The sequence below is a fragment of the Streptomyces sp. NPDC004658 genome, assembly GCF_040609555.1.
Taxonomy (GTDB): Bacteria; Actinomycetota; Actinomycetes; order Streptomycetales; family Streptomycetaceae; genus Streptomyces.
This window is the reverse complement of sequence record NZ_JBEXKG010000054.1, coordinates 14,567-39,963: the sequence shown is the minus strand read 5'-3', so window position 1 is coordinate 39,963 and position 25,397 is coordinate 14,567. Positions and strand designations below refer to the sequence as shown.

General features: G+C 71.6%; 26 protein-coding genes. 9 read left to right on the top strand and 17 right to left on the bottom strand.

The window, feature by feature from the left end; all coding sequences use genetic code 11:
• The first annotated feature begins 67 nt into the window (after positions 1–67).
• Entirely contained in the window at positions 68–1,192 is a 1,125-nt protein-coding gene (gene disA / locus ABZV94_RS20140; protein ID WP_059251644.1) for a DNA integrity scanning diadenylate cyclase DisA, read from the top strand.
• An 85-nt stretch (positions 1,193–1,277) separates the two neighbouring features.
• Here the strand turns inward: disA and ABZV94_RS20135 are convergent, their stop codons facing one another.
• The gene (locus tag ABZV94_RS20135) at positions 1,278–2,117 is read right to left on the bottom strand and encodes a hypothetical protein (RefSeq protein ID WP_356341920.1); all 840 of its coding nucleotides are present in this window, start codon (positions 2,115–2,117) and stop codon (positions 1,278–1,280) included.
• Between the two features lie 181 nt (positions 2,118–2,298).
• Between ABZV94_RS20135 and ABZV94_RS20130 the strand changes: the two genes are divergently transcribed.
• The 5 genes from ABZV94_RS20130 to cseC all read left to right on the top strand — a co-directional run bounded on the left by ABZV94_RS20130 (position 2,299) and on the right by cseC (position 6,766).
• The gene (locus ABZV94_RS20130) at positions 2,299–3,174 is read left to right on the top strand and encodes an A/G-specific adenine glycosylase (protein WP_356341918.1); all 876 of its coding nucleotides are present in this window, start codon (positions 2,299–2,301) and stop codon (positions 3,172–3,174) included.
• A 282-nt stretch (positions 3,175–3,456) separates the two neighbouring features.
• On the top strand, positions 3,457–3,996 hold the full coding sequence (locus ABZV94_RS20125; RefSeq protein WP_356341915.1) for a SigE family RNA polymerase sigma factor: 540 nt from the start codon (positions 3,457–3,459) through the stop codon (positions 3,994–3,996).
• Positions 3,984–4,637, top strand: coding sequence for a hypothetical protein (locus ABZV94_RS20120; protein ID WP_356341913.1), 654 nt, complete (start codon positions 3,984–3,986; stop codon positions 4,635–4,637). The genes ABZV94_RS20125 and ABZV94_RS20120 overlap by 13 nt, the downstream gene beginning before the upstream one ends.
• A gap of 58 nt (positions 4,638–4,695) precedes the next feature.
• Positions 4,696–5,400: a two-component system response regulator CseB gene (gene cseB, locus ABZV94_RS20115; protein ID WP_356341910.1), complete on the top strand. Its 705-nt coding sequence runs from the start codon at positions 4,696–4,698 to the stop codon at positions 5,398–5,400.
• Between the two features lie 13 nt (positions 5,401–5,413).
• Positions 5,414–6,766 carry a two-component system sensor histidine kinase CseC gene (gene cseC, locus ABZV94_RS20110; protein WP_356341907.1) on the top strand — a complete coding sequence of 451 codons (1,353 nt, stop codon included), beginning with the start codon at positions 5,414–5,416 and terminating at the stop codon, positions 6,764–6,766.
• Between the two features lie 79 nt (positions 6,767–6,845).
• On the opposite strand, the gene ABZV94_RS20105 is transcribed toward cseC, so the two are convergent.
• The 4 genes from ABZV94_RS20105 to ABZV94_RS20090 form a co-directional block, all read right to left on the bottom strand.
• Complete coding sequence (locus ABZV94_RS20105; RefSeq protein WP_356341904.1) at positions 6,846–7,697, bottom strand: class I SAM-dependent methyltransferase; 852 nt, start codon at positions 7,695–7,697, stop codon at positions 6,846–6,848.
• Positions 7,694–8,122, bottom strand: coding sequence for a VOC family protein (locus ABZV94_RS20100; RefSeq protein WP_356341901.1), 429 nt, complete (start codon positions 8,120–8,122; stop codon positions 7,694–7,696). Before ABZV94_RS20100 ends, ABZV94_RS20105 begins: the two co-directional genes overlap by 4 nt.
• Positions 8,119–8,595 carry a helix-turn-helix transcriptional regulator gene (locus ABZV94_RS20095; RefSeq protein ID WP_356341899.1) on the bottom strand — a complete coding sequence of 159 codons (477 nt, stop codon included), beginning with the start codon at positions 8,593–8,595 and terminating at the stop codon, positions 8,119–8,121. The genes ABZV94_RS20100 and ABZV94_RS20095 overlap by 4 nt, the downstream gene beginning before the upstream one ends.
• A 102-nt stretch (positions 8,596–8,697) precedes the next feature.
• Positions 8,698–10,296: an MDR family MFS transporter gene (locus tag ABZV94_RS20090; RefSeq protein WP_356341897.1), complete on the bottom strand. Its 1,599-nt coding sequence runs from the start codon at positions 10,294–10,296 to the stop codon at positions 8,698–8,700.
• A gap of 125 nt (positions 10,297–10,421) precedes the next feature.
• Here ABZV94_RS20090 and ABZV94_RS20085 point away from each other — a divergent pair, with 125 nt between their 5' ends.
• Complete coding sequence (locus ABZV94_RS20085; RefSeq protein ID WP_356341895.1) at positions 10,422–11,021, top strand: helix-turn-helix domain-containing protein; 600 nt, start codon at positions 10,422–10,424, stop codon at positions 11,019–11,021.
• Positions 11,022–11,072: 51 nt separating this feature from the next.
• Here the strand turns inward: ABZV94_RS20085 and ABZV94_RS20080 are convergent, their stop codons facing one another.
• Positions 11,073–11,624 carry a M23 family metallopeptidase gene (locus ABZV94_RS20080; RefSeq protein WP_356341893.1) on the bottom strand — a complete coding sequence of 184 codons (552 nt, stop codon included), beginning with the start codon at positions 11,622–11,624 and terminating at the stop codon, positions 11,073–11,075.
• 454 nt (positions 11,625–12,078) lie between these two features.
• Here ABZV94_RS20080 and ABZV94_RS20075 point away from each other — a divergent pair, with 454 nt between their 5' ends.
• Entirely contained in the window at positions 12,079–12,696 is a 618-nt protein-coding gene (locus ABZV94_RS20075; protein WP_356341891.1) for an HAD family acid phosphatase, read from the top strand.
• Between the two features lie 174 nt (positions 12,697–12,870).
• On the opposite strand, the gene ABZV94_RS20070 is transcribed toward ABZV94_RS20075, so the two are convergent.
• Positions 12,871–15,393 carry an ATP-dependent Clp protease ATP-binding subunit gene (locus tag ABZV94_RS20070; RefSeq protein WP_014674145.1) on the bottom strand — a complete coding sequence of 841 codons (2,523 nt, stop codon included), beginning with the start codon at positions 15,391–15,393 and terminating at the stop codon, positions 12,871–12,873.
• 447 nt (positions 15,394–15,840) lie between these two features.
• Here ABZV94_RS20070 and ABZV94_RS20065 point away from each other — a divergent pair, with 447 nt between their 5' ends.
• Positions 15,841–16,518, top strand: a complete 678-nt coding sequence (locus ABZV94_RS20065) for an SCO3374 family protein (RefSeq protein WP_356341889.1) — start codon at positions 15,841–15,843, stop codon at positions 16,516–16,518.
• Here ABZV94_RS20065 and ABZV94_RS20060 read toward each other — a convergent pair.
• From ABZV94_RS20060 to ABZV94_RS20015, 10 genes are all read right to left on the bottom strand, one after another.
• Positions 16,497–16,832: an Lsr2 family protein gene (locus ABZV94_RS20060; protein WP_030651523.1), complete on the bottom strand. Its 336-nt coding sequence runs from the start codon at positions 16,830–16,832 to the stop codon at positions 16,497–16,499. The two genes, ABZV94_RS20065 and ABZV94_RS20060, sit on opposite strands and share 22 nt — an antisense overlap.
• Before the next feature lie 203 nt (positions 16,833–17,035).
• Positions 17,036–17,569, bottom strand: coding sequence for an amino-acid N-acetyltransferase (locus ABZV94_RS20055; protein ID WP_030651520.1), 534 nt, complete (start codon positions 17,567–17,569; stop codon positions 17,036–17,038).
• 9 nt (positions 17,570–17,578) lie between these two features.
• Positions 17,579–18,037 (bottom strand): BlaI/MecI/CopY family transcriptional regulator, encoded by a 459-nt coding sequence (locus ABZV94_RS20050; protein ID WP_356341885.1) that lies wholly within the window; start codon positions 18,035–18,037, stop codon positions 17,579–17,581.
• A 186-nt stretch (positions 18,038–18,223) separates the two neighbouring features.
• On the bottom strand, positions 18,224–18,403 hold the full coding sequence (locus ABZV94_RS20045; protein WP_356341883.1) for a hypothetical protein: 180 nt from the start codon (positions 18,401–18,403) through the stop codon (positions 18,224–18,226).
• 48 nt (positions 18,404–18,451) lie between these two features.
• The gene (locus tag ABZV94_RS20040) at positions 18,452–19,120 is read right to left on the bottom strand and encodes a hypothetical protein (protein WP_356341934.1); all 669 of its coding nucleotides are present in this window, start codon (positions 19,118–19,120) and stop codon (positions 18,452–18,454) included.
• A 618-nt stretch (positions 19,121–19,738) separates the two neighbouring features.
• Positions 19,739–20,536, bottom strand: a complete 798-nt coding sequence (locus tag ABZV94_RS20035) for a type III pantothenate kinase (protein WP_030651508.1) — start codon at positions 20,534–20,536, stop codon at positions 19,739–19,741.
• A gap of 4 nt (positions 20,537–20,540) precedes the next feature.
• Positions 20,541–21,518, bottom strand: coding sequence for a carboxylating nicotinate-nucleotide diphosphorylase (gene nadC, locus ABZV94_RS20030; RefSeq protein WP_356341880.1), 978 nt, complete (start codon positions 21,516–21,518; stop codon positions 20,541–20,543).
• Between the two features lie 28 nt (positions 21,519–21,546).
• The gene (locus ABZV94_RS20025; RefSeq protein ID WP_356341878.1) at positions 21,547–23,244 is read right to left on the bottom strand and encodes an L-aspartate oxidase; all 1,698 of its coding nucleotides are present in this window, start codon (positions 23,242–23,244) and stop codon (positions 21,547–21,549) included.
• Positions 23,241–24,233, bottom strand: a complete 993-nt coding sequence (panC, locus tag ABZV94_RS20020; RefSeq protein ID WP_356341875.1) for a pantoate--beta-alanine ligase — start codon at positions 24,231–24,233, stop codon at positions 23,241–23,243. The genes ABZV94_RS20025 and panC overlap by 4 nt, the downstream gene beginning before the upstream one ends.
• Positions 24,230–25,213 (bottom strand): DUF2520 domain-containing protein, encoded by a 984-nt coding sequence (locus tag ABZV94_RS20015; RefSeq protein ID WP_356341873.1) that lies wholly within the window; start codon positions 25,211–25,213, stop codon positions 24,230–24,232. The genes panC and ABZV94_RS20015 overlap by 4 nt, the downstream gene beginning before the upstream one ends.
• Positions 25,214–25,397: the final 184 nt, after the last annotated feature.

Genomic DNA, 25,397 nt, shown 5'->3' with positions numbered 1-25,397 from the left:
CTCGCCCGTCCGTACGAACCGAGTGCGGCTGCGGGAGCGCGTCAGAACCTGCGACCGGAGGAGTGCAGTGGCAGCCAACGACCGGGCAGCAGCTCCCGGAAAGTCCGGTGGGAGTGCCGGTTCCGATGGCCTGATGCGCGCCTCGCTGAGTGCCGTGGCACCCGGTACGGCCTTGCGTGACGGCCTGGAGCGGGTCCTGCGCGGCAACACCGGCGGGCTGATCGTCCTCGGCTCCGACAAGACGGTCGAGGCGATGTGCACGGGCGGCTTCGTGCTGGACGTCGAGTTCACCGCGACCCGGCTGCGGGAGCTGTGCAAGCTGGACGGCGGCATCGTGCTGTCGTCGGACCTGTCGAAGATCCTGCGCGCCGGCGTCCAGCTGGTCCCGGACCCGACGATCCCGACCGAGGAGACGGGCACGCGGCACCGCACGGCGGACCGCGTGAGCAAGCAGGTCGGCTTCCCCGTGGTCTCCGTCTCCCAGTCGATGCGGCTGATCGCCCTCTACGTGGACGGCCAGCGGCGCGTCCTGGAGGACTCGGCGGCGATCCTGTCCCGCGCGAACCAGGCGCTGGCGACCCTGGAGCGGTACAAGCTCCGGCTGGACGAGGTCGCGGGCACGCTGTCGGCGCTGGAGATCGAGGACCTGGTCACGGTCCGGGACGTGTCGGCGGTCGCGCAGCGGCTGGAGATGGTCCGCCGTATCGCCACCGAGATCGCCGAGTACGTGGTAGAGCTGGGCACGGACGGCCGTCTCCTCGCCCTTCAGCTCGAGGAGTTGATCGCCGGGGTCGAGCCCGACCGCGAGCTGGTCGTCCGCGACTACGTCCCCGAGCCGACGGCGAAGCGGTCCCGCACGGTCGACGAGGCGCTGGCCGAGCTGGACGCGCTGACCCACGCGGAGCTGCTCGAACTCGGCACGGTGGCGCGGGCGCTGGGCTACACGGGCTCTCCCGAGACGCTCGACTCGGCGGTGTCCCCGCGCGGGTTCCGGCTGCTGGCCAAGGTGCCGCGGCTGCCGGGCGCCATCATCGACCGGCTCGTGGAGCATTTCGGGGGCCTGCAGAAGCTGCTCGCCGCGAGCGTCGACGACCTGCAGACCGTGGACGGGGTCGGCGAGGCCCGCGCGCGGAGCGTGCGGGAGGGTCTGTCGCGGCTGGCTGAGTCGTCGATCCTGGAGCGCTACGTCTGATTCCGGGGCCGGGCGCCTACCAGCCCGGTGCCGGATGCCGTAGGGCGACCGCGTGGGGGGCGTTCGCCCGACGAGACACCCGTCCTCAGTCCGCCGACAGCACGAACGACGCCTGGGCCTTTCCGAACCCCGGGGTCCTGGCCTCCAGCAGGTACGTGCCCGGCTTCGCCGAACCCCCGGAGGGCGTCGCGCAGTGGGCCGCGCTCGGTGTGCGGTCCCACTTCACGGTGTAGGTGATGCTCTGGCCGGCGGGCACCCGGAACACCAGGCTGCCGGCGCCCTTGGGGCAGTCGGCCGAGGACCAGAACGTGTCGTCGCCGTCCGCCGGTGTGACCGTCAACACCGCGTTCTTCGGGCCCAGATCGACCTTGCAGTCGGCCGACGAGCTGTTCTTGGCGGTGAGTTCGAAGGTCGGTGTCTGGTCCGGCGAGTAGGAGTTGTGCACACTGCGCAGGCTCAACGCCACCGCTCCGGCCGTGCAGTCGGGCAGCGTGGAGGACGCCGGAAGCGCGTCGCCCGTACCGACGGCGCCGCCGCCGGACGCCGCACCCGAGCCGCCACCGCTGCCCGAGGAGCCGCCGGCCGAACCGCCGTCCCCGCCGTCTCCCCCGTTGCCGCCGGAAGCGGAACCGGAGCCGGAACCAGAACCGGAGCCGCTGCCGCTGGAGTCCCCGCCGCCCGACTCGTCGCGTCCACCGGGGTGTTGGGTGATGGCGGAACCGGACTCGCTCGGTCCGGGCGTGATGGTGTGCGTGGGATTCTTGCCGTTGGACCCGTCCGCGCTCTTCCTGCCGCCCCCGCCGCCGGCGGTGACGATCCACGTGATCACCAGCGCCAACAGGGCGACGACGGACAGCAGTACGGCCCTCCGACGCCAGTAGATGGAGGAGGGAAGCGGCCCGACCGGATTGCGCAGAGATCCCACGGCGCAAACTGTACGAGAGATCGCCGCGCTTGCTTGCGCCACCCGCCGCGCCGGCGCCAACTTTTCCGGATCATCATCCCGGTAACTACCGCGGACGGCACGGTTCTTCATGTTCCGCCACGCTGAGTGACGGCGCCGTCACCCATCGGGCCCGCCAACCCGTGGCAGGATCGGAAGGGCCATGACTGAGAAGCTGCACGCCCCCGTGATCGCCTGGTTCGACGCCCACGCCCGCGACCTCCCCTGGCGCCGCCCGGAGGCGGGTCCGTGGGGCGTGATGGTCAGCGAGTTCATGCTCCAGCAGACCCCGGTGAGCCGGGTGCTGCCCGTCTACGAGGAGTGGCTGGCCCGCTGGCCGCGTCCGGCCGACCTGGCGAAGGAGGCGCCCGGTGAGGCGGTGCGCGCCTGGGGCCGGCTCGGCTACCCGCGCCGCGCCCTGCGGCTGCACGGTGCCGCGGTCGCCATAACGGAACGGCACGGCGGCGACGTGCCGACGGATCACGCCCAGCTGCTCGCGCTGCCCGGCATCGGTGAGTACACGGCCGCCGCGGTGGCCTCGTTCGCGTACGGGCAGCGGCACGCGGTGCTGGACACCAATGTGCGCCGGGTGCTCGCGCGGGCGGTGACCGGGGTGCAGTACCCGCCGAACGCGACCACGGCCGCCGAGCGGCGCCTGGCGCGGGAGCTGCTGCCGGAGGACGAGCGGACCGCCGCGCGCTGGGCCGCCGCCTCCATGGAGCTGGGCGCGCTGGTGTGCACGGCGAAGAACGAGGGGTGCCCGCGGTGCCCGATCGCCGCGCAGTGCGCCTGGCTGCTCGCGGGCAAGCCGGAGCACGCGGGGCCGCCGCGCCGCGGGCAGACGTACGCCGGTACGGACCGGCAGGTGCGCGGCAAGCTGCTGGCCGTGCTGCGCGAGGCGCACGCGCCGGTGCCGCAGGCGGTGCTGGACCGGGTGTGGCACGAGCCGGTGCAGCGGGCGCGCGCGCTCGACGGGCTGGTCGCGGACGGTCTGGTGGAGCCGCTTCCGGGTGGCCTCTACCGGCTGCCGCTCGGCTGACGCACAGCCAAGTCACAGTCACCGGGTGTCCGTTACCGAGACGACGGACGGACCGGGGGGCAAATCGCCCCATAATGGCGCAAATACCTCGCTCGCTCTACCCCGTTCCCCTGTCCGTTACACAACCGACGGATAGCCGATTGCCAGCCGCAGGCTGGTCCGCACAGCCTCGTGACAACCACTCCGTAGCTTCTTCTGCGTGCCCGGCGGACCACCGGGCTCGGGGAGAGCGGGACTTCGGGCAAGAGCCGGAAGCACAACGGGGAACGGAGGCGGTTGATCATGGCCCAGGGCGAGGTGCTCGAATTCGAGGAGTACGTCCGCAGCCGGCAGGACGCGCTGCTGCGCAGCGCCCGTCGGCTGGTCCCGGACCCGGTCGACGCCCAGGACCTGCTGCAGACGGCGCTGGTGCGGACGTACGGCCGCTGGGAGGGCATCGCCGACAAGCGGCTCGCCGACGCCTACCTGCGCCGAGTCATGATCAACACGCGGACCGAGTGGTGGCGCGCGCGCAAGCTGGAAGAGGTGCCGACCGAGCAGCTGCCGGACGCCCGCGTGGAGGACTCCACCGAGCAGCACGCCGACCGGGCTCTGCTGATGGACGTCATGAAGGTGCTCGCACCGAAGCAGCGCAGTGTCGTGGTGCTGCGACACTGGGAGCAGATGTCCACTGAGGAGACGGCCGCTGCCCTCGGCATGTCGGCCGGTACGGTCAAGAGCACGCTGCACCGGGCGCTCGCCCGGCTCCGTGAGGAGCTGGAGGCCCGCGATCTGGACGCACGCGCTCTGGAGCGTGAGGAGCGGGAGCGTTGCGCGGCCTGACCGGGGCCGGGCCCGACCGGGCCCGACGCAGTACACAGGCGGTGATCGCGGTGGGGGCCGCGCTCGCCGCCCTCGCCCTTTTCCTCGCCGCGTGCGGCAGCGGGGGCACGGGGGCGCGGGACGAGGGCCCGGCACACGCCTCGGCGATGGCCGGGGCCGTCGCCTCCCCCTCCCCCAGCCCGTCCGAGAACTACCGGCGGGTGGACCCCGTCGCGCTGGTCAAGGGCGATCCCGAGGTGTCACCGGCGGTCAAGCGGGAGCTGAAACCGTGCAACGGCGATGAGTACCCGGTCGACGTCTCCTACGGCAATCTGACCGGAGCACCCGTGGACGACGTCGTCATCAACGTGCTGACCTGCGCCGACGCGGTCGGCATCGGCTCGTATGTGTACCGGGACGACAGCGGCTCGTTCCGGAACGTCTTCAAGAGCGAGGAGTCCCCGGTCTACGCGGAGATCGACCAGGGAGTCCTGTCGGTGACCCGGCAGTACTACGAGAAGGGCGACCCGATCTCCAGCCCGTCCGGTGAGATCGTGACCCCGTACACCTGGAAGGCGGGACGGTTCGCCCAGGGCAAGCCCACGCGCAACGAGTACAGCAAGTCCGCCGGCGGGGGGCCGACGCCCGTACCGGACAGCTGACCGCCCCGCCCGCACCCCTGACCGCCACACCTACCCCACGAGGACTGAGAGCACCGGGATGGCAGACCAGACCCACGTCCTGTTCGTCGAGGACGACGACGTCATCCGCGAGGCCACCCAGCTGGCCCTGGAGCGGGACGGCTTCGCGGTCACCGCGATGCCCGACGGGCTGTCGGGCCTGGAGGCGTTCCGGGCGAACCGCCCCGACATCGCGCTGCTGGACGTCATGGTGCCGGGCCTGGACGGCGTCAGCCTGTGCCGCCGGATCCGCGACGAGTCGACCGTACCGGTGATCATGCTGTCGGCGCGCGCCGACTCCATCGACGTCGTCCTGGGTCTGGAGGCGGGCGCCGACGACTACGTGACCAAGCCCTTCGACGGTGCCGTGCTGGTCGCCCGGATCCGCGCCGTGCTGCGCCGCTTCGGGCACGCCGGCGGAGCCGCGCAGACGGAGGAGGACGCGTCGACGGCCGGTGGCGGCACGCTCGCCTTCGGGGACCTGGAGATCGACACGGACGGCATGGAGGTGCGCCGGGCCGGGCAGCCGGTGGCGCTGACGCCGACCGAGATGCGGCTGCTGCTGGAGTTCTCCGCCGCGCCGGGCACCGTGCTCTCCCGCGACAAGCTGCTGGAGCGGGTGTGGGACTACGGCTGGGGCGGCGACACCCGGGTCGTGGACGTGCACGTGCAGCGGCTGCGGCAGAAGATCGGCCAGGACCGGATCGAGACGGTCCGCGGCTTCGGCTACAAACTGAAGGCCTGAGCGGAGCGGCGGCATGCGGGGGATTCTGCGGCACCCGGTCCGGCGCATGGAGCGCGCGGGCCTGCGCACCGGCCTCAGGTGGAAGGTCAGCGCGGCCATCGCGCTGGTGGCCGGGCTGGTGGCGATCGTACTGAGCCTGGTCGTGCACAACGCGGCCCGCGTCTCGATGCTGGACAACGCACGCGAACTGGCCAACGACCGGGTCCTGATGGCCCAGCGCAACTACGAGCTGAACCGGGGACCCGTCTTCCCCTACGTCAAGGTCGACGACCCGGAACTGCCGGCCGCGCTGCGCGAGAAGGTCGAGCGGGGCCGCCGGGCGAGCGATGTCTCCGAGCACCACGGGGTGGCGGACATCTGGGCGGCCGTGCCGGTGAAGGACGGGCATGTGCTGTCCCTGCACAGCCATCTGCCCAACCGCAGCACCGACATGCTGCAGGACCTGGACCAGGCCCTGATCATCGGCTCGGTCGCCGTCGTGCTCGGCGGCAGCGCGCTGGGCGTGCTGATCGGCGGGCAGCTGTCCCGCCGGCTGCGCAAGGCGGCGGCCGCCGCGAACCAGGCCGCGGCCGGCGAGACCGACGTCCGGGTGCAGGAGGCCATCGGCGGGGTCGTACGGGACGAGACCGACGAACTCGCGCGCGCGGTGGACGCCATGGCGGACGCGCTGCGGCAGCGTCTGGAGGCCGAGCGCCGGGTGACCGCGGACATCGCGCACGAGCTGCGCACCCCGGTGACGGGGCTGCTGACGGCCGCCGAGCTGCTGCCGCCCGGCCGGCCCACGGAACTGGTCCTGGACCGGGCCAAGGCCATGCGCACCCTGGTCGAGGACGTCCTGGAGGTGGCCCGGCTGGACGGGGCCTCGGAGCGGGCGGAGCTCCAGGACATCATGCTCGGCGAGTTCGTCACGCGCCGGGTGGCGGCCAAGGATCCGGACATCGCCGTACGGGTGGTGCACGAGTCGGAGGTCACCACCGACCCGCGGCGGCTGGAGCGGGTGCTGTTCAACCTGCTCGCCAACGCGGCCCGGCACGGCCGGCCACCGGTCGAGGTCACCGTGGAGGGGCGGGTCATCCGGGTCCGCGACCACGGGCCCGGCTTCCCGGACGAGCTGCTCGCCGAGGGGCCGAGCCGGTTCCGCACCGGCAGCAAGGACCGCGCCGGACAGGGCCACGGCCTCGGCCTGACCATCGCCGCGGGCCAGGCGCGGGTGCTGGGCGCCCGGCTGACGTTCCGCAACATACGGCCGGCGGGAGCGCCCGCCGGCGTTCGCGCGGAGGGTGCGGTGGCCGTCCTGTGGCTGCCGGAGCACGCCCCGACCAACACGGGCAGCTATCCGATGCTGCCCGCGTCCGGCGGCGCCTGAGACCTGTCGTTCGGACCGGCTCGCGGAAAGACCGGGACGGCCCGGCGAGGACCGGCCGCCCGGCGCGGCGTCCGGGTGGTCAGGTGCTCGCCACCACCAGTTCCTCCGCTCTCGACGGCCGCAGCCCGTCCGGCCGTCCGGCGAAGTACCGGCGGGCGAGTTCCTCCGCCGGTACGTGGCGGGCCTCGCGGAACCCGGCCTCGCGGGTCAGGGCCACCATCCGCTGAGGCGTGAAGTAACCGAGGAACGGGGTGCCGGAGGCGCGCGCACCCCGCTCCGCCGCCTCGTGGAAGGGCCGCAGCTCCGGCTCGACGTCCTCGGCCGGCCGCAGGAACGTGGTGGCGAGCGTGGAGCCCGGCGCGAGCGTCGCGACCTGCCGGAAGCTCGCGGTGATGGCGTCCCGCGTGAGGTACATGGTCACGCCGGTGCAGGCGACGACCGCCGGGCGGCCCGGGTCGAGACCGGCCGCGAGCAGCCGCCCCCACCAGTCCGCCTCGAAGTCGACCGGCACCAGCCGCAGCCAGTCGGGCACCTCGTAGCCGAGCGCGGCGAGCCGGCGCCGCTTCCACTCCTGCGGCCCGGGCCGGTCCGCCTCGAACACCCGCAGCCTCGCGGCGATCTCCGGCCGGCGCTGGGCGAACGTGTCCAGCCCGGCGCCGAGGACGACGTACTGGTCGACGCCCCGCGCGGCCTGCTCCACGACGAGGTCCTCGACGAACCGGGCGCGGGCCGCGATGGACGCCCGCACCGGCCGGGTGTCCCGCTCGTCCATGTCGGGGCGGGACCGCCAGTCGTCGCCGGGGTCCGCCAGGCGCAGCCCGATCTCGTCCTCGATGACGTGCGGCGGCGGATCGGCCCGGACGTGCAGCGCCCGCCACAGGGCTACCCGCACCGCCGTGTGGTCGGGCAGCACGGCCGGCTCCGCGGTCACCCGAAGTCCTTGGAGAAGTCCAGCTCCTCGCTGCGCTCGGTCAGCGAGTACCAGTTGCCGCTGTCGTCGCGGAAGATCGCCTCGATGCCGTACGGCCGCTCCTTCGGCTCCTGGATGAACTCCACCCCCCGTGCCTTGAAGGTCTCGTAGTCGGCCCGGCAGTCGTCCGTGTGGAACGCCCCGGCGCCCAGCACTCCCTTGGCGACCAGCTTCTTCATCGCCTCGGCGGACTCCGGGTCCAGGCCGTCCAGGCTCATCAGGGCCAGCTCCAGGTCGGGCTGGTCCTTGGCGCCGACGGTGATCCAGTGCATGTGGCCGAGGGCGAGGTCGGTGCGCACCTCGAAGCCGAGCTTCTCGGTGAAGAAGGCCTTCGTCCGCTGCTGGTCGGTGGTCCACACGGTGCTGATGGCCAGGCCCTTGATCATGGCTGCGCTCTCCTGTCGCGAGGCTGTTGTTCCTGCTCGTCACCGTAGGCAGGACCGGGCGCGGGGCGCTTCTTCGATGTTGCGGTGTTGAAACCGCCGGCCCAGAGCATGGCGTAGCAGCCGGGTATGAGGGCGGCGCCGCGGCCGACGTGCCGCGCGCGGTACTCGCTCGGCGTGAGCCCCGTGCGGGCCTTGAAGCGGGCGGAGAACGTGCCGAGGCTGCTGAAGCCGACCAGGGTGCAGATCTCGGTCACCGTGAGGTTGACGGTGCGCAGCATCTCCTCGGCGCGCTCGATCCGCCGGTGGGTGAGGTACTGGCCGGGCGCCTCGCCGTACGCCTCCTTGAAGGCGCGCAGGAAGTGGTACCGGGAGTACCCGGCGTGCGCCGCCACCACGTCCAGGTCGAGGCCGGGGTCGGCCCAGTCCCGGTCCATGGCGTCCTTCGCCAGACGCAGGCGGCGGATTTTGTCCATGGGCCGATGGTGACACGGGGGTCTGACATCGGGGCCGGCACGGAGACGGCCGAAGGCCCCGGCGCTGCGGACACGCACCGGGGCCTTCGGGCTCAGGCGGACTCAGACGGCCTCGACCACGGCCACCGGCGCCGCCTCGGCACCCTCCGGGGCGGCCTTCGGGCCGCCCTTCAGCGGCACCTCCTTGACGAACAGCGCCGCGATCAGCACCAGCACCGAGACCGCCGCGCCGAGCAGGAAGGCGGCGTGGGTGCCCGAGGACACCGCGTGCTGGTAGGCCTCGCGGACCACCGCCGGGAGCTTCTCCAGGCTCTTCGCGTCCAGCTGCGCCGACTTCTCGGTGATGTTCTTGCCCGCCGCGCCGGTCCGCTCGGCCATGACGTCCTGGACGCGGTGGTTGAACAGGGCACCCATGATGGCCACGCCGAAGGAGGAGCCCAGCGTGCGGAACAGGGTCGTCGAGGAGGACGCCACACCCATGTCCTTCATCTGGACGCTGTTCTGCGCGACCAGCATGGTGATCTGCATCAGGCAGCCCATGCCCGCGCCGACCACGGCCATGTAGACACCGGAGGTCAGACGGGTCGTCTCGGTGTCCATCAGGGACAGCAGGTACAGGCCGACGGTCATCAGAACGCCGCCGACGATCGGGAAGATCTTGTACCGGCCGCTGCTGGTGGTGACCCGCCCGGCGACCATCGAGGTCACGAGCATCGCGCCGAGCATCGGCAGGAGCAGCAGTCCGGAGTTGGTGGCGGAGGCGCCCTGCACGGCCTGCTGGTACAGCGGCAGGAAGAGGGTGGCGCCGAACATCACGAAGCCGGTGATGAAGCCGATGACCGACATCAGGGTGAAGTTGCGGCTCTTGAAGATGTGCAGCGGCACGACCGGCTCGGCGGCCTTGGTCTGCCAGAACACGAACCCGACCAGCGCGGCCACGCCGATGCCGGTCAGCTCCATGATCCGCGCGGACGCCCAGGCGTACTCGGTGCCGCCCCAGGTGGTGACCAGCACGATGGAGGTGATACCGACGGTCAGCAGCAGCACGCCGAGGTAGTCGATGCCCGCCTTGGACCGCTTCTTCGGCAGGTGCAGTACGGCGGTGACGAGCGCGAGGGCGACCGCGCCGAGCGGCAGGTTGATGTAGAACGCCCAGCGCCAGCCCCAGTTGTCGGTGATGGTGCCGCCGACGAGCGGACCGCCGATCATCGCCAGCGCCATCACGCCGGCCATCATGCCCTGGTACTTGCCCCGCTCCCGCGGCGGGATCAGGTCGCCGATGATCGCCATGACGCCGACCATCAGGCCGCCGGCGCCCAGGCCCTGCACGGCCCGGAAGCCGATCAGCTGGCCCATGTCCTGGGCCATGCCGCTCAGCGCCGAGCCGGCAAGGAAGATCACGATCGAGCTGAGGAAGGCGCCCTTGCGCCCGTACATGTCGCCGATCTTGCCCCAGATCGGGGTGGAGGCCGCGGTGGCCAGGGTGTACCCGGTCACCACCCAGGAGAGGTGCTCCAGGCCGCCCAGTTCACCGACGATCGTCGGCATCGCCGTGCCGACGATCATGTTGTCCAGCATCGCGAGCATCATCGCGATCATCAGTGCGAGCAGCACCACCCGCACACTCCGGGGCTGTTTGCCCTCGGCCGCACTCTGGGGCTGTCCGCCCTCCGCCACGACACTTTCGACCGTGTCCGCCATCGTCTTCCCATTCCCCCTGCGGCAGCTACTTACTTGCCGCCCGGCTAGTTACTACACTGCGGAAGGTAGACCCGCAACTAGCCGGTCGTCAAGTAAGTTTTCGCGGGAGCGCGAGGAGTACGAGGATGGGCCTCACCATGGACGGCACCAAGCAGCAGCGCCGCGGCAACACCCGCCAGCGCATCCAGGACGTGGCGCTCGAACTCTTCGCCGAGCAGGGCTACGAGAAGACCTCCCTGCGGGAGATCGCCGAGCGCCTCGACGTGACGAAGGCGGCCCTGTATTACCACTTCAAGACCAAGGAAGAGATCATCGTCAGTCTCTTCGCGGATCTGACGCAGCCGATCGAGGACCTGATCGAGTGGGGCGGGCGGCAGCCGCACACCCTGGAGACCAAGCAGGAGATCGTCCGCCGCTACAGCGAGGCGCTGGCCGGCGCGGAACCGCTGTTCCGCTTCATGCAGGAGAACCAGGCGACGGTCCGGGAACTGCGCATCGGCGACACCTTCAAGGACCGGATGCGCGGCCTGCGCGACATCCTCATCGATCCGGAGGCGGAGCTGGTCGACCAGGTCCGCTCGGTCAGCGCGATGTTCACGCTGCACGCCGGGATGTTCGTGATGCAGGACCTCGAAGGCGACTCCGAGAAGAAGCGGGAAGCCGTTCTCGAAGTCGCCTTGGACCTCATCGCGCAGGCGCACGAGCACGCCCGCGAGAAGGACTAGGGTCTTTTCGTTTGGATCAGCCCGGCACGATCCGAAACGAGTGGCCCTGGGTCAGACCTTCACGCCGTGGGCGCGCAGGAACGTGACCGGGTCGATGCCGGAGCCGTAGTTCGGGGTCGTACGGATCTCGAAGTGCAGGTGCGGACCGGTGGAGTTGCCGGTGGAGCCGGACAGCGCGATGTGCTGGCCGGTGCGGACGACCTGGCCGATCCGGACGTCGACCCGGGACAGGTGCGCGTACTGCGAGTAGGTGCCGTTGCCGTGCTTGATGACGATGGCGTTGCCGTACGCAGGGCCGTCACCGGCGCCGTTGGGGCCGGCCTTGACGACGGTGCCGCCGTGCGCGGCGACGACCTCGGTGCCGGTCGGCACGGCGAAGTCCTGGCCGCTGTGCTTGTGCGCCCAGTGGTTGCCGGCCTGTGCGAAGCCCGCCGAGAGCGTGTACTTCTTCACCGGGTCGACCCAGGAGCCGGCGGACGCGGTGGCGGCGCTCGCGACCCCGGTGCCCAGCACGGCCGTGGCGCCGAGTCCGGCAGCCAGGACGGTCACACGGGCGCGGAGCGAGGACGTACGGGAAGAACGGGACGTGAAGCGCTGGAACATCTGGACCTCGTGAACTCGGGGACTCTTCTGCCACCCGGCGTACAGACGTCCATGGAGACGTTTCACCGAAGCGGCCATCCCTTGGTAACCGAGCACCCCATCAAGCCCAAAACGCCCCAAGTACGGCATCCAGTAGTAGACGCCGCTAAAGCCACCCACTTTCTTGACAACCGCGCTCCCCGGCCCGCACGGCCCTGACAACGCAGTTCTCCACGACGGACCGGCGGGGCAAAAGTCCCTTTTTAGTCGCTTTTGCCCGTCTGACACATCCCACTATCACTGCTAGTACCGGACATTTCGCCTGTGCCGCATATCACCGGCACCCCTTGTCGGCGAATGCAGAAATGTGACGCAGGCCTCTAGGCACCTACCGTCCAGTAACCCTACGGTTCCCCTCGCGCCATCCTCGCCTCAGATCATGCCCCTGACATTCAGAGACGCGAGAGGACCCCTGATGACCAGACGCCCCTGGGCGCGCCGCATCTCCGTGACCGCCGTCTCCGCGGCGGCCCTGGCCGCACTGGCCGCTCCGGCCGCGACAGCCGCCCCGGCCGAGGCAGCGGCCTCCTCCTCCGCCAAGGTCGACCACGCCACCTGGCAGAAGGACTGCCAGGCGGTCATGGACCAGGCCCTCCCGTACCTGAAGGACCGCATCGCCGCCGCCGGGCCCGGCGAGAAGCAGGCGATCGTCTTCGACATCGACAACACGACGCTGGAGACCGACTTCGGCTTCAGCTACCCCCAGCCGGCCAACCGCCCCGTCCTGGACGTCGCCCGCTACGCCCAGGAGCACGGCGTCTCCCTCTTCTTCGTCACCGCCCGCCCCGGCGTCCTGTACTGGCCCACCGAGTACAACCTCGAACACGACGGCTACGACGTCTCCGGTCTGCGTGTCCGCGGCCTGGTCGACCTCTTCAGGGACGTCGCCGCCTACAAGACCGCCCAGCGCGCCGACATCGAGAACGACGGCTACACGATCATCGCGAACATCGGCAACAACGCCACGGACCTCTCCGGCGGCCACGCCGAGAAGACCTTCAAACTGCCCGACTACGACGGACAGCTGTCGTAGGACAAGCGGTACGCGGCTCACCGGCCCGCTGCTGACGGCGGGCCAGGGGGCCGGAGCCCCCAGGGCCTCGGCGTCTCCGCTACGGGCCGTAGCTCGGCACACCGGGAACGCCGAAGGGGCCGGTGCCCGAAGGCACCGGCCCCTCAGTCCGGCTGAACCGCCGGAGGCTGACGCTTACTCCTTGCTCAGGTTGGGCCCAGCCCCACCCGCGGCCTGCTCGATCGGCGGGACGTCCGGCAGCGCCGACTTCTCCTCACCCCGGAAGGTGAAGGTGGCGGCGTCGCCCTCGCCCTCGGTGTCCACGACCACGATGTGACCGGGGCGCAGCTCGCCGAAGAGGATCTTCTCCGAGAGCGTGTCCTCGATCTCGCGCTGGATCGTGCGGCGCAGCGGCCGGGCGCCCAGCACCGGGTCGTAACCCTTCTTGGACAGCAGCTCCTTCGCGGACTGGGAGAGCTCGATGCCCATGTCCCGGTCCTTCAGGCGCTCGTCCACCTTGCTGATCATCAGGTCGACGATCCGCAGGATGTCCTCCTGCGTCAGCTGCGGGAAGACGACCACGTCGTCGACGCGGTTGAGGAACTCGGGCCGGAAGTGCTGCTTCAGCTCGTCCGACACCTTGTTCTTCATGCGCTCGTAGTTGGTCTTCGTGTCACCCGCGGCGGCGAAGCCGAGGTTGAAGCCCTTGGAGATGTCCCGGGTGCCGAGGTTGGTCGTCATGATGATGACCGTGTTCTTGAAGTCCACGACCCGGCCCTGGGAGTCGGTCAGACGACCGTCCTCCAGGATCTGCAGCAGCGAGTTGAAGATGTCCGGGTGGGCCTTCTCGACCTCGTCGAAGAGGACGACCGAGAACGGCTTGCGGCGCACCTTCTCCGTCAGCTGGCCGCCCTCCTCGTAGCCCACGTATCCGGGGGGCGAACCGAAGAGACGCGACACCGTGTGCTTCTCGCTGAACTCCGACATGTCGAGGGAGATCAGCGCGTCCTCGTCACCGAAGAGGAACTCGGCGAGCGCCTTGGACAGCTCGGTCTTACCGACACCGGACGGACCGGCGAAGATGAACGAACCACCCGGACGCTTCGGGTCCTTCAGGCCCGCACGCGTACGGCGGATCGCCTTCGACAGCGCCTTGACGGCGTCGTTCTGGCCGATGACCCGCTTGTGCAGCTCCTCCTCCATGCGGAGCAGGCGGCTGGACTCCTCCTCGGTCAGCTTGAAGACCGGGATGCCGGTGGCCGTGGCGAGGACCTCGGCGATCAGCTCGCCGTCGACCTCGGCGACGACGTCCATGTCGCCGGCCTTCCACTCCTTCTCCCGCTTCGCCTTGGCGGCCAGGAGCTGCTTCTCCTTGTCGCGCAGGGAGGCGGCCTTCTCGAAGTCCTGCGAGTCGATCGCGGACTCCTTGTCCCGGCGGACGGCGGCGATCTTCTCGTCGAACTCGCGCAGGTCCGGCGGAGCGGTCATCCGGCGGATGCGCATCCGGGAACCGGCCTCGTCGATCAGGTCGATCGCCTTGTCCGGCAGGAAGCGGTCCGAGATGTACCGGTCGGCCAGGGTGGCCGCCTGGACCAGGGCCTCGTCGGTGATGGAGACGCGGTGGTGCGCCTCGTACCGGTCGCGCAGGCCCTTGAGGATCTCGATCGTGTGCGGCAGGGACGGCTCGGCGACCTGGATGGGCTGGAAACGGCGCTCCAGGGCCGCGTCCTTCTCCAGGTGCTTGCGGTACTCGTCCAGGGTGGTGGCACCGATGGTCTGCAGCTCACCGCGGGCCAGCATCGGCTTCAGGATGGAGGCCGCGTCGATGGCGCCCTCGGCGGCACCCGCACCGACCAGCGTGTGCAGCTCGTCGATGAACAGGATGATGTCGCCGCGGGTGCGGATCTCCTTGAGCACCTTCTTCAGGCGCTCCTCGAAGTCACCGCGGTAGCGGGAGCCGGCGACCAGGGCGCCGAGGTCCAGCGTGTAGAGGTGCTTGTCCTTGAGCGTCTCGGGCACCTCGCCCTTGACGATGGCCTGGGCGAGGCCCTCCACGACGGCGGTCTTGCCGACGCCGGGCTCACCGATCAGGACCGGGTTGTTCTTCGTACGGCGGGACAGCACCTGCATGACCCGCTCGATCTCCTTCTCGCGCCCGATGACCGGGTCGAGCTTGGACTCACGAGCGGCCTGGGTGAGGTTCCGGCCGAACTGGTCCAGGACCAGAGAGGTCGAGGGGGTGCCCTCGGCCGGGCCGCCGGCGGCGGCGGTCTCCTTGCCCTGGTAACCGGAGAGCAGCTGGATGACCTGCTGCCGCACCCGGTTGAGGTCTGCGCCCAGCTTGACCAGGACCTGGGCGGCGACGCCCTCGCCCTCGCGGATCAGGCCGAGCAGGATGTGTTCCGTGCCGATGTAGTTGTGGCCCAGCTGAAGGGCCTCGCGGAGCGACAGCTCCAGGACCTTCTTGGCACGGGGGGTGAAGGGGATGTGCCCGGACGGGGCCTGCTGGCCCTGACCGATGATCTCCTCCACCTGCTGGCGGACCGCCTCAAGCGAAATGCCGAGGCTCTCCAGGGCCTTAGCGGCGACACCTTCGCCCTCGTGGATGAGACCCAGGAGGATGTGCTCGGTGCCGATGTAGTTGTGGTTGAGCATCCGGGCTTCTTCCTGAGCCAGGACGACAACCCGCCGCGCGCGGTCGGTGAACCTCTCGAACATCGTTAATCGCTCCTCAGAGCGGTCAGGCAGTGGGGGGAACTTCCCCTCCCTGTCCTTCCGCAGCTTAGTCCCGCAAGCGGGGACCGCTCATTCCAACTGCCGACACCGTCGATGGCCTCCTGACCCGTGACGCCGACATCTGCTCCAACCCGATGGTGCGAGACGATGTTCCCGCAGGCCAGGCAGTTACCCCAGTCGCCAGTACGCCGATGGCGAACGTGAGACGGCCTTTCCTGCGTGTCGCCCCCTCCCACTAGGCATGTCTTACCCGCAGGGACTGACACTCCATGCGGCGCGCACCGGTTCCCTCCGCTATGGGCGAACAACCTTGCGCCTCCCCGGGCCCCCACGCGCCCCCTTTTCCGGCACGCTGCGCAGCCGACGGGCCACTGAGCGTAACCCGAAGGGGGGTCCGCCGTTGCTCCTGGCATGGTTGGCTCGGTCCCCATGACCTCCACGGTCCCCCTTCCCCGCCGGCCCGTCGATCCGGGCGCCCCTGACGCCGGTCCCTGCGCCGGCCCGGAGGCCCGGGCCCGGCACTGGTACGAGAACGATCTGGGCTGGCCGACCGTGCCCGGCCGGCCGCTGCGGCTGCGCACGGGGGTGCGGTTCGACGTGCTGGACGTGCCGGCCGAGGCGGGCGCGAAGGCGCTCCGGCATCTCGCGCCGGGCTCCCCGGTGGCCCTGCGGGGCGACCGGATGCAGCTGCTGCTGGCCGTGGGCAGCGCGGAGGAGCTGCCCGCTGTGCTGGCCTGGCTGGAGTGGGGCACGGTGGCCCTGGACCTGCGGGTCCTCGGGGCGGGCGACACGATGGAGGCCCCGTCGCCGCCCGCGGGCACCGCCGCCGTCCGGCCCTGGTCCGGACCGGCCGCGGTCCCGAGCGAGCCGTCCGTGCAGGGGGCCGCTGTGTGGCTGCGGCCCCCCGGTCCGGGACGCGAGGCCGGGGCCTCCCTGCCCGCCATGCCGGCCATGCCGGCGTCGCCCCCCGTGGGGCGCGAGGGGAGCGCCCCCGATCTCGTGCGACTGGTGGACACGGTGGCAGCGCAGTGTCACCGGGTCCGGCTGCGGCGCGCGTGCGCCGCGCGTCCCGCCGGCCGGCGGGATCAGCCGTTGGCCTTCTCGTAGGCCTCGCGGATGGACGCGGGAACCCGGCCGCGGTCGTTGACCTCGTAACCGTTCTCCTTCGCCCAGGCGCGGATCGCCGCGGTGTCCTGGTTGCCGCCGGAAGCGGCACGCGCCTTTCCACGCCCGCCGGAGGCACGGCCGCCGGTACGACGCCCGCCCTTCACATAGGGCTCCAGAAGCGTGCGCAGCTTGTCCGCATTGGCAGTCGTGAGATCGATCTCGTACGTCTTGCCGTCCAGCGCGAACGTCACGGTCTCGTCCGCCTCGCCGCCGTCGAGGTCGTCGACAAGAAGGACCTGAACCTTCTGTGCCACCGCTTTTCCTTTCATCGATAACGTTGAGGGCCAGGGGTGTGCGGCGTCCGCCGTTTCGCCGCCCCTGTTATATGCAGTACTGCAGTACGTCGGAAAGCAAACCGCTTTTGCCGGAAAAACACAAACCCTCGGGAGTGACTCAGTGGGCCACCCCCGCCCGGAAACATGCGCGTTTCGGACATAGGCCACCGGGGCAATGACGATCACAGATGCAGAAGCATCCGGCTGTTGCCCAAGGTGTTCGGCTTCACTCGTTCGAGACCGAGGAACTCCGCGACGCCCTCGTCATAGGAACGCAACAGCTCCGCGTACACATCGGTGTCGACCGGCGTCTCCCCGATCTCCACGAAGCCGTGCTTCCCGAAGAAGTCGACTTCGAAGGTCAGGCAGAAAACGCGGCGAACGCCGAGCCAGCGCGCGGTCTGAAGCAACTTCTCCAGCAACTGATGACCGACGCCGGCGCCCTTGAGGCCGGGCTTCACCGCCAGTGTGCGGACTTCCGCGAGGTCCTCCCACATGACGTGCAGCGCTCCGCAGCCGACCACCTCGGCGTTGTCGTCGCGTTCCGCGACCCAGAACTCCTGGATGTCCTCGTAAAGCGTGACCGTGGCTTTGTCGAGCAGGATGCGGTCGCGGACGTAGGCGTCGAGGAGGCGGCGCACGGCGGGGACATCGCTGGTCCGGGCCCGGCGGACGGTGATGGCTTTTGCGGAGACTTCGGGACGCTCTGCTGACATGAGCGGACGCTATCGCCCGTCGGTCTGCTCCGGCGCGCCGGGGTTCTCCTCTTGCCGGGCTTCGGCGGGTTCCTGTTGGCGGGCTTCGGGGGCTTCCCGGGTTTCTTCCGGCCCCTGGACGATGCGTACGGCGTCCCTGAGGGCCTGGCGCTGTTCCTCGCTCATCATGCCGAAGAAGGCGACGAGAGCGGCGGCCGGGTTGTCGCTCTGCGACCAGGCGTCGTTCATGAGGGCGGCGGCGTACGCGGCTCGTGTCGACACGGCCTCATATCGATAGGCCCGCCCTTCGGCCTCGCGACGCACCCAGCCCTTCTGATGGAGATTGTCCAAAACGGTCATCACGGTGGTGTACGCGATCGAGCGTTCCTGCTGGAGGTCTTCCAGGACTTCTCGAACGGTCACCGGGCGGTTCCACTTCCACACCCGCGTCATGACCGCGTCTTCGAGTTCTCCCAAGGGGCGAGGCACAACTCAGAACAATAGTGGTAGATCCCGGCAATGGCGTGCCGGACGTGCACTAGGGCTACGAATGCGAACAAAAAGGGCGTACGACTCGTGGGGCGCCGGGGCGCGGGGAGTCGTACGCCAAGGCCCGGCCGGGGCCGGCCGGGCCTGCTGATCTGCGCTGATCCGGGGTGCTCGGGCGCAGTGCGCTCAGGCGTCGCCGCCGGCGGAGGCCTTGGGGGCGCCCTCCATGCGGGCGAGGGCGGCGTCGACGGCCGCGTCCTCCTTGGCCTTGGCGGCCCCGCCCTGGGTCTTCACGATCACCCTGACCACACCGATGAAGAAGACGGCCATGACGACCGGCGGCACGAGCGCGGAGACGTAGTCCATGGCTCCAGAGTAGCCAGGCCGGAACGCCCGAAAGGTCAGGGGGCGTCCCTAACCCGCGGCGAGCCGGCGCGGTGCGGACTCCGCCGGGGGTGCCGGCTTGCGGCGCGGGAAGACCTCTCCCGGCGTCGGGATGGGCCGCTTCGGCTCGGCCGGTTCCGGAGCCGGCCGCTCCGAGGGGCCGGGCGCCGGCTTCCCCCCGGGCTCCCGAGCGGGCTCCTGCGGGGGCCTGGACGGGCTGTCGGCCTCCCCTTCGCCCTGCCGGGCCCCGGACTCCCCCACGCCGCCGGCAAGGGCCAGCAGGCGCGTCCTGGCGGGCGGCACGGCCGGCGCCGGCACCTTCCGCCCGCCCTGCGCGAACCGCGCCCGTACGTCCTGCTCGGCCAGCGCCTGACAGCGGTCCAGCAGCGCAGCCGCCACGGGGTTCCCGCGCAGTGCCCGGAGCGCGGCGAGATCGTCCGGCGTCGGCCGGTGCCCGGCTCCGAGGACCTCCTCCAGAAGGGTGAGGTAGCCGGCGGCGGTACCCGGCAGGGCGGCCCGGTAGCGGCCCAGGTCGGCCACCAGGAAGGCACGCAGTCTGGCCCCCTCGCACATCGCCTCGTCGAGCGACTCGGCGAGCCGGAAACAGTCCTGCACGTCCTCGGCGGAGGCGTGGCCGGGGTGAAGGGCGAGGGCGAGGGCGCGGCGGAGCACACGCAGCTCCTCCACGCCGAACGCCATGCCGCCGCGGGATCCGTATGGCGTGGGCATGCGGCGACGCTACCCACTAATCGGACAAAAGTGACGAATCCGGAATGTATTTCCCCGCGTGTCGCTCCGGCTTTCCCTCGTCCGGTTCCACCAGCCACGGCGTCCGCCGGGCCGGGGCGTGATCGGCGGGGCGCTGACGGCGAGGGCGGCGGCGTTTCCGGCCGGCCGCGCATTCCATCGGCGCGGTCAGAACGCCGGCGGGTCGAGCCGTCGGCGTCTGCGGCCGGCGCCACTGACTGGCCGACAACGCCGGCAGGGTCGCCAAGGCAGACCGGTGGTGTGGCCCGGCGGGCCGGGGCGTCATCGGCGGGGCCGCTGACGGCCAGGCCGGCGGCGTTCCCGGCCGGCCGCGCATTCCATCGGCGCGGTCAGGGACGTCGGCGGGTCGAGCCGTCGGCGTCTGCGGTCGGGGTTCGGCACTGCCGCCCGGCGGGCCGCTGCGGTTCGCCGGAACCGGTGGGGTCCCAAGGCCGCCGGGCGCGGCTGCCAGAGGCCCCGTGGGCTGTCGCCGGGCGGGGCCGGTCCGGGCCCCGGTGAGAGTCGTCGCTGCTGGGAGGGCCCGGCGCCTGGGTGGGCGCCGGGCCCCTGTCACAGGCGGGACACGTTTCGTTCGTAGACCAGGCGGAGGCCTATCAGGGTCAGCCACGGCTGGTGTTCGTCGATCACCGAGGACTCCCCCAGCACCATCGGCGCCAGACCGCCCGTGGCGATCACCGTCACGTCGTCCGGATCGTCGGCCAGCTCCCGGGCCATCCGGCTGACGACCCCGTCGACCTGCCCGGCGAACCCGTACACGATGCCCGCCTGCATCGCCTCGACCGTGTTCTTGCCGATCACGCTGCGCGGCCGGGCCACCTCGATCTTGCGCAGCTGTGCGCCCTTCACGCCGAGCGCCTCCACGGAGATCTCGATGCCGGGCGCGATCACCCCGCCGACGTACTCCCCGCGCGCGGAGACCGCGTCGAAGGTGGTCGCCGTACCGAAGTCCACGACGATCGCCGGGCCGCCGTACAGCTCCACGGCCGCGACGGCGTTGATGATCCGGTCGGCGCCGACCTCCTTGGGGTTGTCGGTGAGGATCGGCACGCCCGTCTTCACGCCCGGCTCGACCAGGACGGCGGGTACGTCGCCGTAGTACCGCCGGGTGACCTCGCGCAGCTCGTGCAGCACCGACGGGACGGTCGCGCAGATCGCGATGCCGTCGATGCCGTCGCCCAGCTCCTCGCCGAGCAGCGGGTGCATGCCCATCAGGCCCTGGAGCAGCACCGCCAGCTCGTCCGCCGTGCGGCGCGCGTCCGTGGAGATGCGCCAGTGCTCGACGATGTCCTCGCCGTCGAACAGCCCGAGGACGGTGTGCGTGTTGCCGACGTCGATCGTGAGGAGCATGGCGTCACTCCGCCTCGCGCAGGTCCAGGCCGATGTCCAGGATCGGCGAGGAGTGGGTCAGCGCGCCGACGGCCAGGAAGTCCACGCCGGTCCCGGCATACGCGCGCGCGTTGGCGAGGGTCAGCCGCCCGGACGCCTCCAGCAGCGCCCGCCCGCCGACGATGCCGACGGCCTCCTCGCACTCGCCGGGCGTGAAGTTGTCCAGCAGGATCAGGTCGGCGCCCGCGTCCACGACCTCGCGCAGCTGGTGCAGGGTGTCGACCTCGACCTCGATCGGCACGTCCGGGAAGGCGTCCCGTACCGCCTTGAAGGCCTGGGCGACACCGCCGGCGGCGACCACGTGGTTGTCCTTCACCAGGGCCGCGTCGGACAGCGACATGCGGTGGTTGACGCCCCCGCCGCAGCGGACGGCGAACTTCTCCAGCGAGCGAAGGCCCGGCGTCGTCTTGCGGGTGTCCCGCACGCGCGCCTTGGTGCCCTCCAGTGCGTCCGCCCACGCGCGCGTGGCGGTCGCGATGCCGGACAGCCGGCACAGGAGGTTCAGCGCGCTGCGCTCGGCGGTGAGCAGGTCACGCGTGCGCGTGGTGACCGACAGCAGCTTCTGCCCGGCCTCGACGCGGTCGCCGTCCTCCACGTGCCGCTCGACCTCGAACTCGTCCGTGCAGACCACGGAGAGCACGGCCTCGGCGACTCGGAGGCCGGCCACGACACCCGCCTCGCGCGCGGTGAAGTCGGCGGTGGCCACCGCGTCCTCGGGGATGGTCGACACGGTCGTCACGTCCACACCGCCGGCCAGGTCCTCCTGGATGGCGACGTTGGCGATGTCCTCGACCTCGATCGGGTCCAGTCCGGCAGCGGCCAGCAGTTCGGCGAGCGCGGGGTCCAGCCCGCACTCCAGGTACTCCTCGTCGCCCTCGGCGCCGCAGGTGCAGCCGTCGCCGCAGCCGCCGGTCGAGGCGAGGGGAAGGTCGTCGGTGCTCACGTCTGTCACTGCTCCTGGGGCGCTGGTGTTACCGGACAGGGGGGAAGTCTGCGGTGTCGGTGGTGCGTACGGCCAGCGACCGGTCCGGATTGAGCCGTACGACGATGTGCCGCCGCCAGTTCGCGTCGTCGCGCTCGGCGCGGTCCTCGCGCCAGTGGCAGCCGCGGGTCTCCTCGCGCAGCCGGGCGGCGGCGACCAGGACCCGGGCCACGCACAGGAGGTTCGTCGCCTCCCAGGTGTCCACGCCGGGCTCGGCGGTCTTGCCGTTCTCCTCCAGCGCGCCCCGGGCCTCGGCGTGCAGCTTCTGGAGCTGGTCGGCGGCCCTGGCGAGGGACTCCTCGGAGCGCAGCACGCCCGCGCCCTCCGTCATGGTCCGCTGGATGGCGAACCGGGTCTCGGGGGTGAGCAGCGGGTGGGCCGGCCTCTCGGGGTCGGGGACCGGCACGGGCACGCGCGCGTGGAGGCCGTCCGCCGCGCGGGCGGCGGCGATGTCGGCGGCGATCCGCTCGGCGTAGACCAGGCCTTCGAGGAGGGAGTTGGAGGCGAGCCGGTTGGCGCCGTGCACGCCGGTGCAGGCGACCTCGCCGCACGCGTACAGGCCCGGGACCGTGGTGCGTCCCCGCGCGTCCGTGCGGACGCCGCCGGAGGCGTAGTGGGCGGCCGGGGCGATCGGGATGGGCTCGGTGACGGGGTCGATGCCGTTGGCGCGGCAGGCGGCCAGGATGGTCGGGAAGCGGTGCTCCCACATGTCGGCGCCGAAGTGCCGGGCGTCGAGGTACATGTGCTCGGCACCCTGCTCCAGCATCCGGCGCAAGATGCCCTTGGCGACGATGTCCCGGGGCGCCAGTTCGGCCAGCTCGTGCTGGCCCACCATGAAGCGCACGCCGTCCCCGTCGACCAGGTACGCGCCCTCGCCGCGCACCGCCTCGGAGACGAGCGGCTGCTGGCCCTCGGCGTCCGCGCCGAGGAACAGCACGGTCGGGTGGAACTGCACGAACTCCAGGTCGCTGACCTCGGCGCCCGCGCGCAGCGCCAGCGCCACGCCGTCGCCGGTCGACACGGACGGGTTGGTCGTCGCCGAGAACACCTGGCCCATGCCGCCGGTCGCGAGGACCACGGCGGGGGCGTGCACGGCACCCACGCCGTCGTGCTGGCCCTCGCCCATCACATGCAGGGTGACCCCGGCCGTACGGCCTTCGGCGTCCGTCAGCAGGTCCAGGACCAGCGCGTTCTCGATGGTGCGCAGCCCACGCGCGCGTACGGCCTCCACGAGCGCCCGGGAGACCTCCGCGCCGGTCGCGTCGCCACCCGCGTGCGCGATCCGGCGCCGGTGGTGGCCGCCCTCGCGGGTGAGGTGGATGTCGCCCTCGTCGTCGGTGTCGAAGTGGGCGCCGGTGGAGATCAGCCGCCGCACGGCGCCGGGGCCTTCGGTGACGAGGATCCGCACGGCCTCCTCGTCGCACAGGCCCGCGCCGGCCACCAGGGTGTCCTCCAGGTGCTGCTCGGGGGTGTCACCCTCGCCGAGGGCCGCGGCGATGCCGCCCTGCGCCCAGCGCGTGGAGCCGTCGTCCAGGCGGGCCTTGGTGACGACGACCGTGGTGAGCCCGGCGGCCTCGCAGCGCAGCGCCGCGGTGAGGCCGGCCACTCCGGAGCCGACGACGACCACGTCCGCGGAGATGCTCCACCCGGGGGCGGGTGCGTGCAGTCGTATGCCTGTGCTGGTCACGAGGCGGCTCCGAAGGTGAGAGGAAGATTGTCGATCAGCCGGGCCGTACCGACCCGGGCCGCGACGGCGAGGACGGCCTCGCCGGTGAAGTCGTCGCCGATCTCGGTGAAGTCGGCGGGGTCGACCAGCGCCAGGTAGTCCAGCCGGAGCGGCGGGTCGAAGCGGGCGGCCTCGTCCAGGACCTGGCGGGCGGCGGCGCGGACGGCCGCCGGGCCGGCGGGCGCGGCGGTGGCCACCGCGTGCGCGTCGGCCGCCGCGCGGGACTCGCCTATGGCGCTCAGCGCCTCGGCACGCGCGTGCGTGGAGGGCACTTCCCGGGCCCGTGCGCGCAGCGCCTCCTGTGCCGCGTGCCGGTCCCGGCCGGCGAACAGCGCGCGGGACAGCGCGAGGGCGGTGCGGCGCTCGTCCGGCGAGAGGTAGCGGTTGCGGCTGGACAGGGCGAGCCCGTCCTCCTCGCGGACGGTCGGTACGGCGACGATGTCGACGCCGAAGTCGAGGTCCCGCACCATGCGCCGGATCAGGGCCAGCTGCTGGGCGTCCTTCTGGCCGAACAGGGCGGCGTCGGGGCGGGTGAGGTGCAGCAGCTTGGCGACGACGGTGAGCATCCCGTCGAAGTGCCCGGGCCGCGAGGCCCCCTCCAGGCGCTCGCCCATGGGACCCGCGGAGACCCGCACCTGGGGTTCGCCGCCCGGGTAGACCTCGTCCACGGAGGGCGCGAACACGGCGTCCGCGCCCGCCTGCTCGGCGAGCTTGAGATCGGCGTCCAGGGTGCGCGGGTAGCGGTCCAGGTCCTCGCCCGCGCCGAACTGCAGCGGGTTGACGAAGACCGTGACGACGACCTCGCCGTCGGCGCCGGCGACCTCCCGCGCGGTGCGGATGAGCGTCGCGTGGCCCTCGTGCAGGGCGCCCATGGTCATCACGACGGCGCGGCGGCCGCGGCGCACACGGGCGTGCAGTTCGTCGGCGGTGCTCAGCAGGGCGGTGCTCATCGGTCGTTCCCCTCGGTGCCGGTCGTGCCGTCGGAGCCGTTCGTACCGTCGGTCCCCTCGCCTCCGCGGCCCGCGTGGCCTCCGTCGGCGAGTACCCCGAGGAGGTCCTCGGCGAGTTCCGGCTTCAGCAGGCCGTGGGCGAGCGCGCGGTCGGCGGTCGCGCGGGCCATCGCCAGGTAGCCCGCCACGGTCTGCGGGGCGTGCCTGCGCAGCTCGGCGACGTGCGCGGCGACCGTACCGGCGTCCCCGCGCGCGACCGGGCCGGTCAGGGCCGCGTCACCGGAGCGCAGGGCGTTGTCCAGGGCGGCTCCGAGCAGCGGGCCGAGCATCCGGTCGGGCGCCGCCACTCCGGCCGCGCGCAGCAGTTCCATGGACTGGGCGACCAGGGTCACCAGGTGGTTGGCGCCGAGTGCGAGGGCCGCGTGGTACAGCGGGCGGTTCTGCTCGCTGATCCACTCCGGTTCACCGCCCATCTCGATCACCAGGGCCTCGGCGGCCAGCCGCAGCTCCTCGGGCGCGGTGACGCCGAAGGAGCAGCCCGCGAGCCGCTGGACGTCGACCGGCGTGCCGGTGAAGGTCATCGCCGGGTGCAGGGCCAGCGGCAGCGCGCCCGCGCGCAGGGCCGGGTCGAGGACCTTGGCGCCGTACCGGCCGGAGGTGTGCACGAGCAACTGCCCCGGCCGTACCGCGCCGGTCTCGGCGAGGCCGGCGACCAGGCCGGGCAGGGCGTCGTCGGGGACCGTGAGCAGCACCAGGTCGGCGCGCTGGAGCACCTCGGCGGGCGGTACCAGCGGGACGCCCGGGAGCATGGTCTCGGCGCGCCTGCGGGAGGTGTCGGAGACTCCGGAGACGGCCACCGGGCGGTGCCCGGCGAGCTGGAGGGACGCGGCCAGCGCGGGTCCCACGCGACCGGCGCCGACGACGCCGACGGTGAGCCGCGCGGGGCGGTCCTTGAGGTCTGGCTGGTGGACTGTACTCACGCGACGGCGGCCTTCCCGTTCCAGTCCGCTCTGGGTACCGGACGATTTCTCGTCATGTTAACGCTATCGGGTGGGGCGGCGGCCGGTTGTCCACAGGCTGTGGGTTTCACCACGTCCCCTCCTGCTCTTCCTCGCGGGAAAAACCCGGCTGCCGTGCGGGGGCCGTGCGGGGGATGATCCACGG

Bases quoted from the DNA above. Each gene is read 5' to 3' on its own strand.
- ABZV94_RS20130 (WP_356341918.1), top strand. From the start codon at position 2,299: ATGACTGAGAAGCTGCACGCCCCCGTGATCGCCTGGTTCGACGCCCAC.
- ABZV94_RS20125 (WP_356341915.1), top strand. From the start codon at position 3,457: ATGGCCCAGGGCGAGGTGCTCGAATTCGAGGAGTACGTCCGCAGCCGG.
- cseB (WP_356341910.1), top strand. From the start codon at position 4,696: ATGGCAGACCAGACCCACGTCCTGTTCGTCGAGGACGACGACGTCATC.
- cseC (WP_356341907.1), top strand. From the start codon at position 5,414: ATGCGGGGGATTCTGCGGCACCCGGTCCGGCGCATGGAGCGCGCGGGC.
- ABZV94_RS20100 (WP_356341901.1), bottom strand. From the start codon at position 8,122: ATGATCAAGGGCCTGGCCATCAGCACCGTGTGGACCACCGACCAGCAG.
- ABZV94_RS20095 (WP_356341899.1), bottom strand. From the start codon at position 8,595: ATGGACAAAATCCGCCGCCTGCGTCTGGCGAAGGACGCCATGGACCGG.
- ABZV94_RS20090 (WP_356341897.1), bottom strand. From the start codon at position 10,296: ATGGCGGACACGGTCGAAAGTGTCGTGGCGGAGGGCGGACAGCCCCAG.
- ABZV94_RS20085 (WP_356341895.1), top strand. From the start codon at position 10,422: ATGGGCCTCACCATGGACGGCACCAAGCAGCAGCGCCGCGGCAACACC.
- ABZV94_RS20080 (WP_356341893.1), bottom strand. From the start codon at position 11,624: ATGTTCCAGCGCTTCACGTCCCGTTCTTCCCGTACGTCCTCGCTCCGC.
- ABZV94_RS20075 (WP_356341891.1), top strand. From the start codon at position 12,079: ATGACCAGACGCCCCTGGGCGCGCCGCATCTCCGTGACCGCCGTCTCC.
- ABZV94_RS20070 (WP_014674145.1), bottom strand. From the start codon at position 15,393: ATGTTCGAGAGGTTCACCGACCGCGCGCGGCGGGTTGTCGTCCTGGCT.
- ABZV94_RS20065 (WP_356341889.1), top strand. From the start codon at position 15,841: ATGACCTCCACGGTCCCCCTTCCCCGCCGGCCCGTCGATCCGGGCGCC.
- ABZV94_RS20055 (WP_030651520.1), bottom strand. From the start codon at position 17,569: ATGTCAGCAGAGCGTCCCGAAGTCTCCGCAAAAGCCATCACCGTCCGC.
- ABZV94_RS20045 (WP_356341883.1), bottom strand. From the start codon at position 18,403: ATGGACTACGTCTCCGCGCTCGTGCCGCCGGTCGTCATGGCCGTCTTC.
- ABZV94_RS20040 (WP_356341934.1), bottom strand. From the start codon at position 19,120: ATGGCGTTCGGCGTGGAGGAGCTGCGTGTGCTCCGCCGCGCCCTCGCC.
- ABZV94_RS20035 (WP_030651508.1), bottom strand. From the start codon at position 20,536: ATGCTCCTCACGATCGACGTCGGCAACACGCACACCGTCCTCGGGCTG.
- panC (WP_356341875.1), bottom strand. From the start codon at position 24,233: ATGAGCACCGCCCTGCTGAGCACCGCCGACGAACTGCACGCCCGTGTG.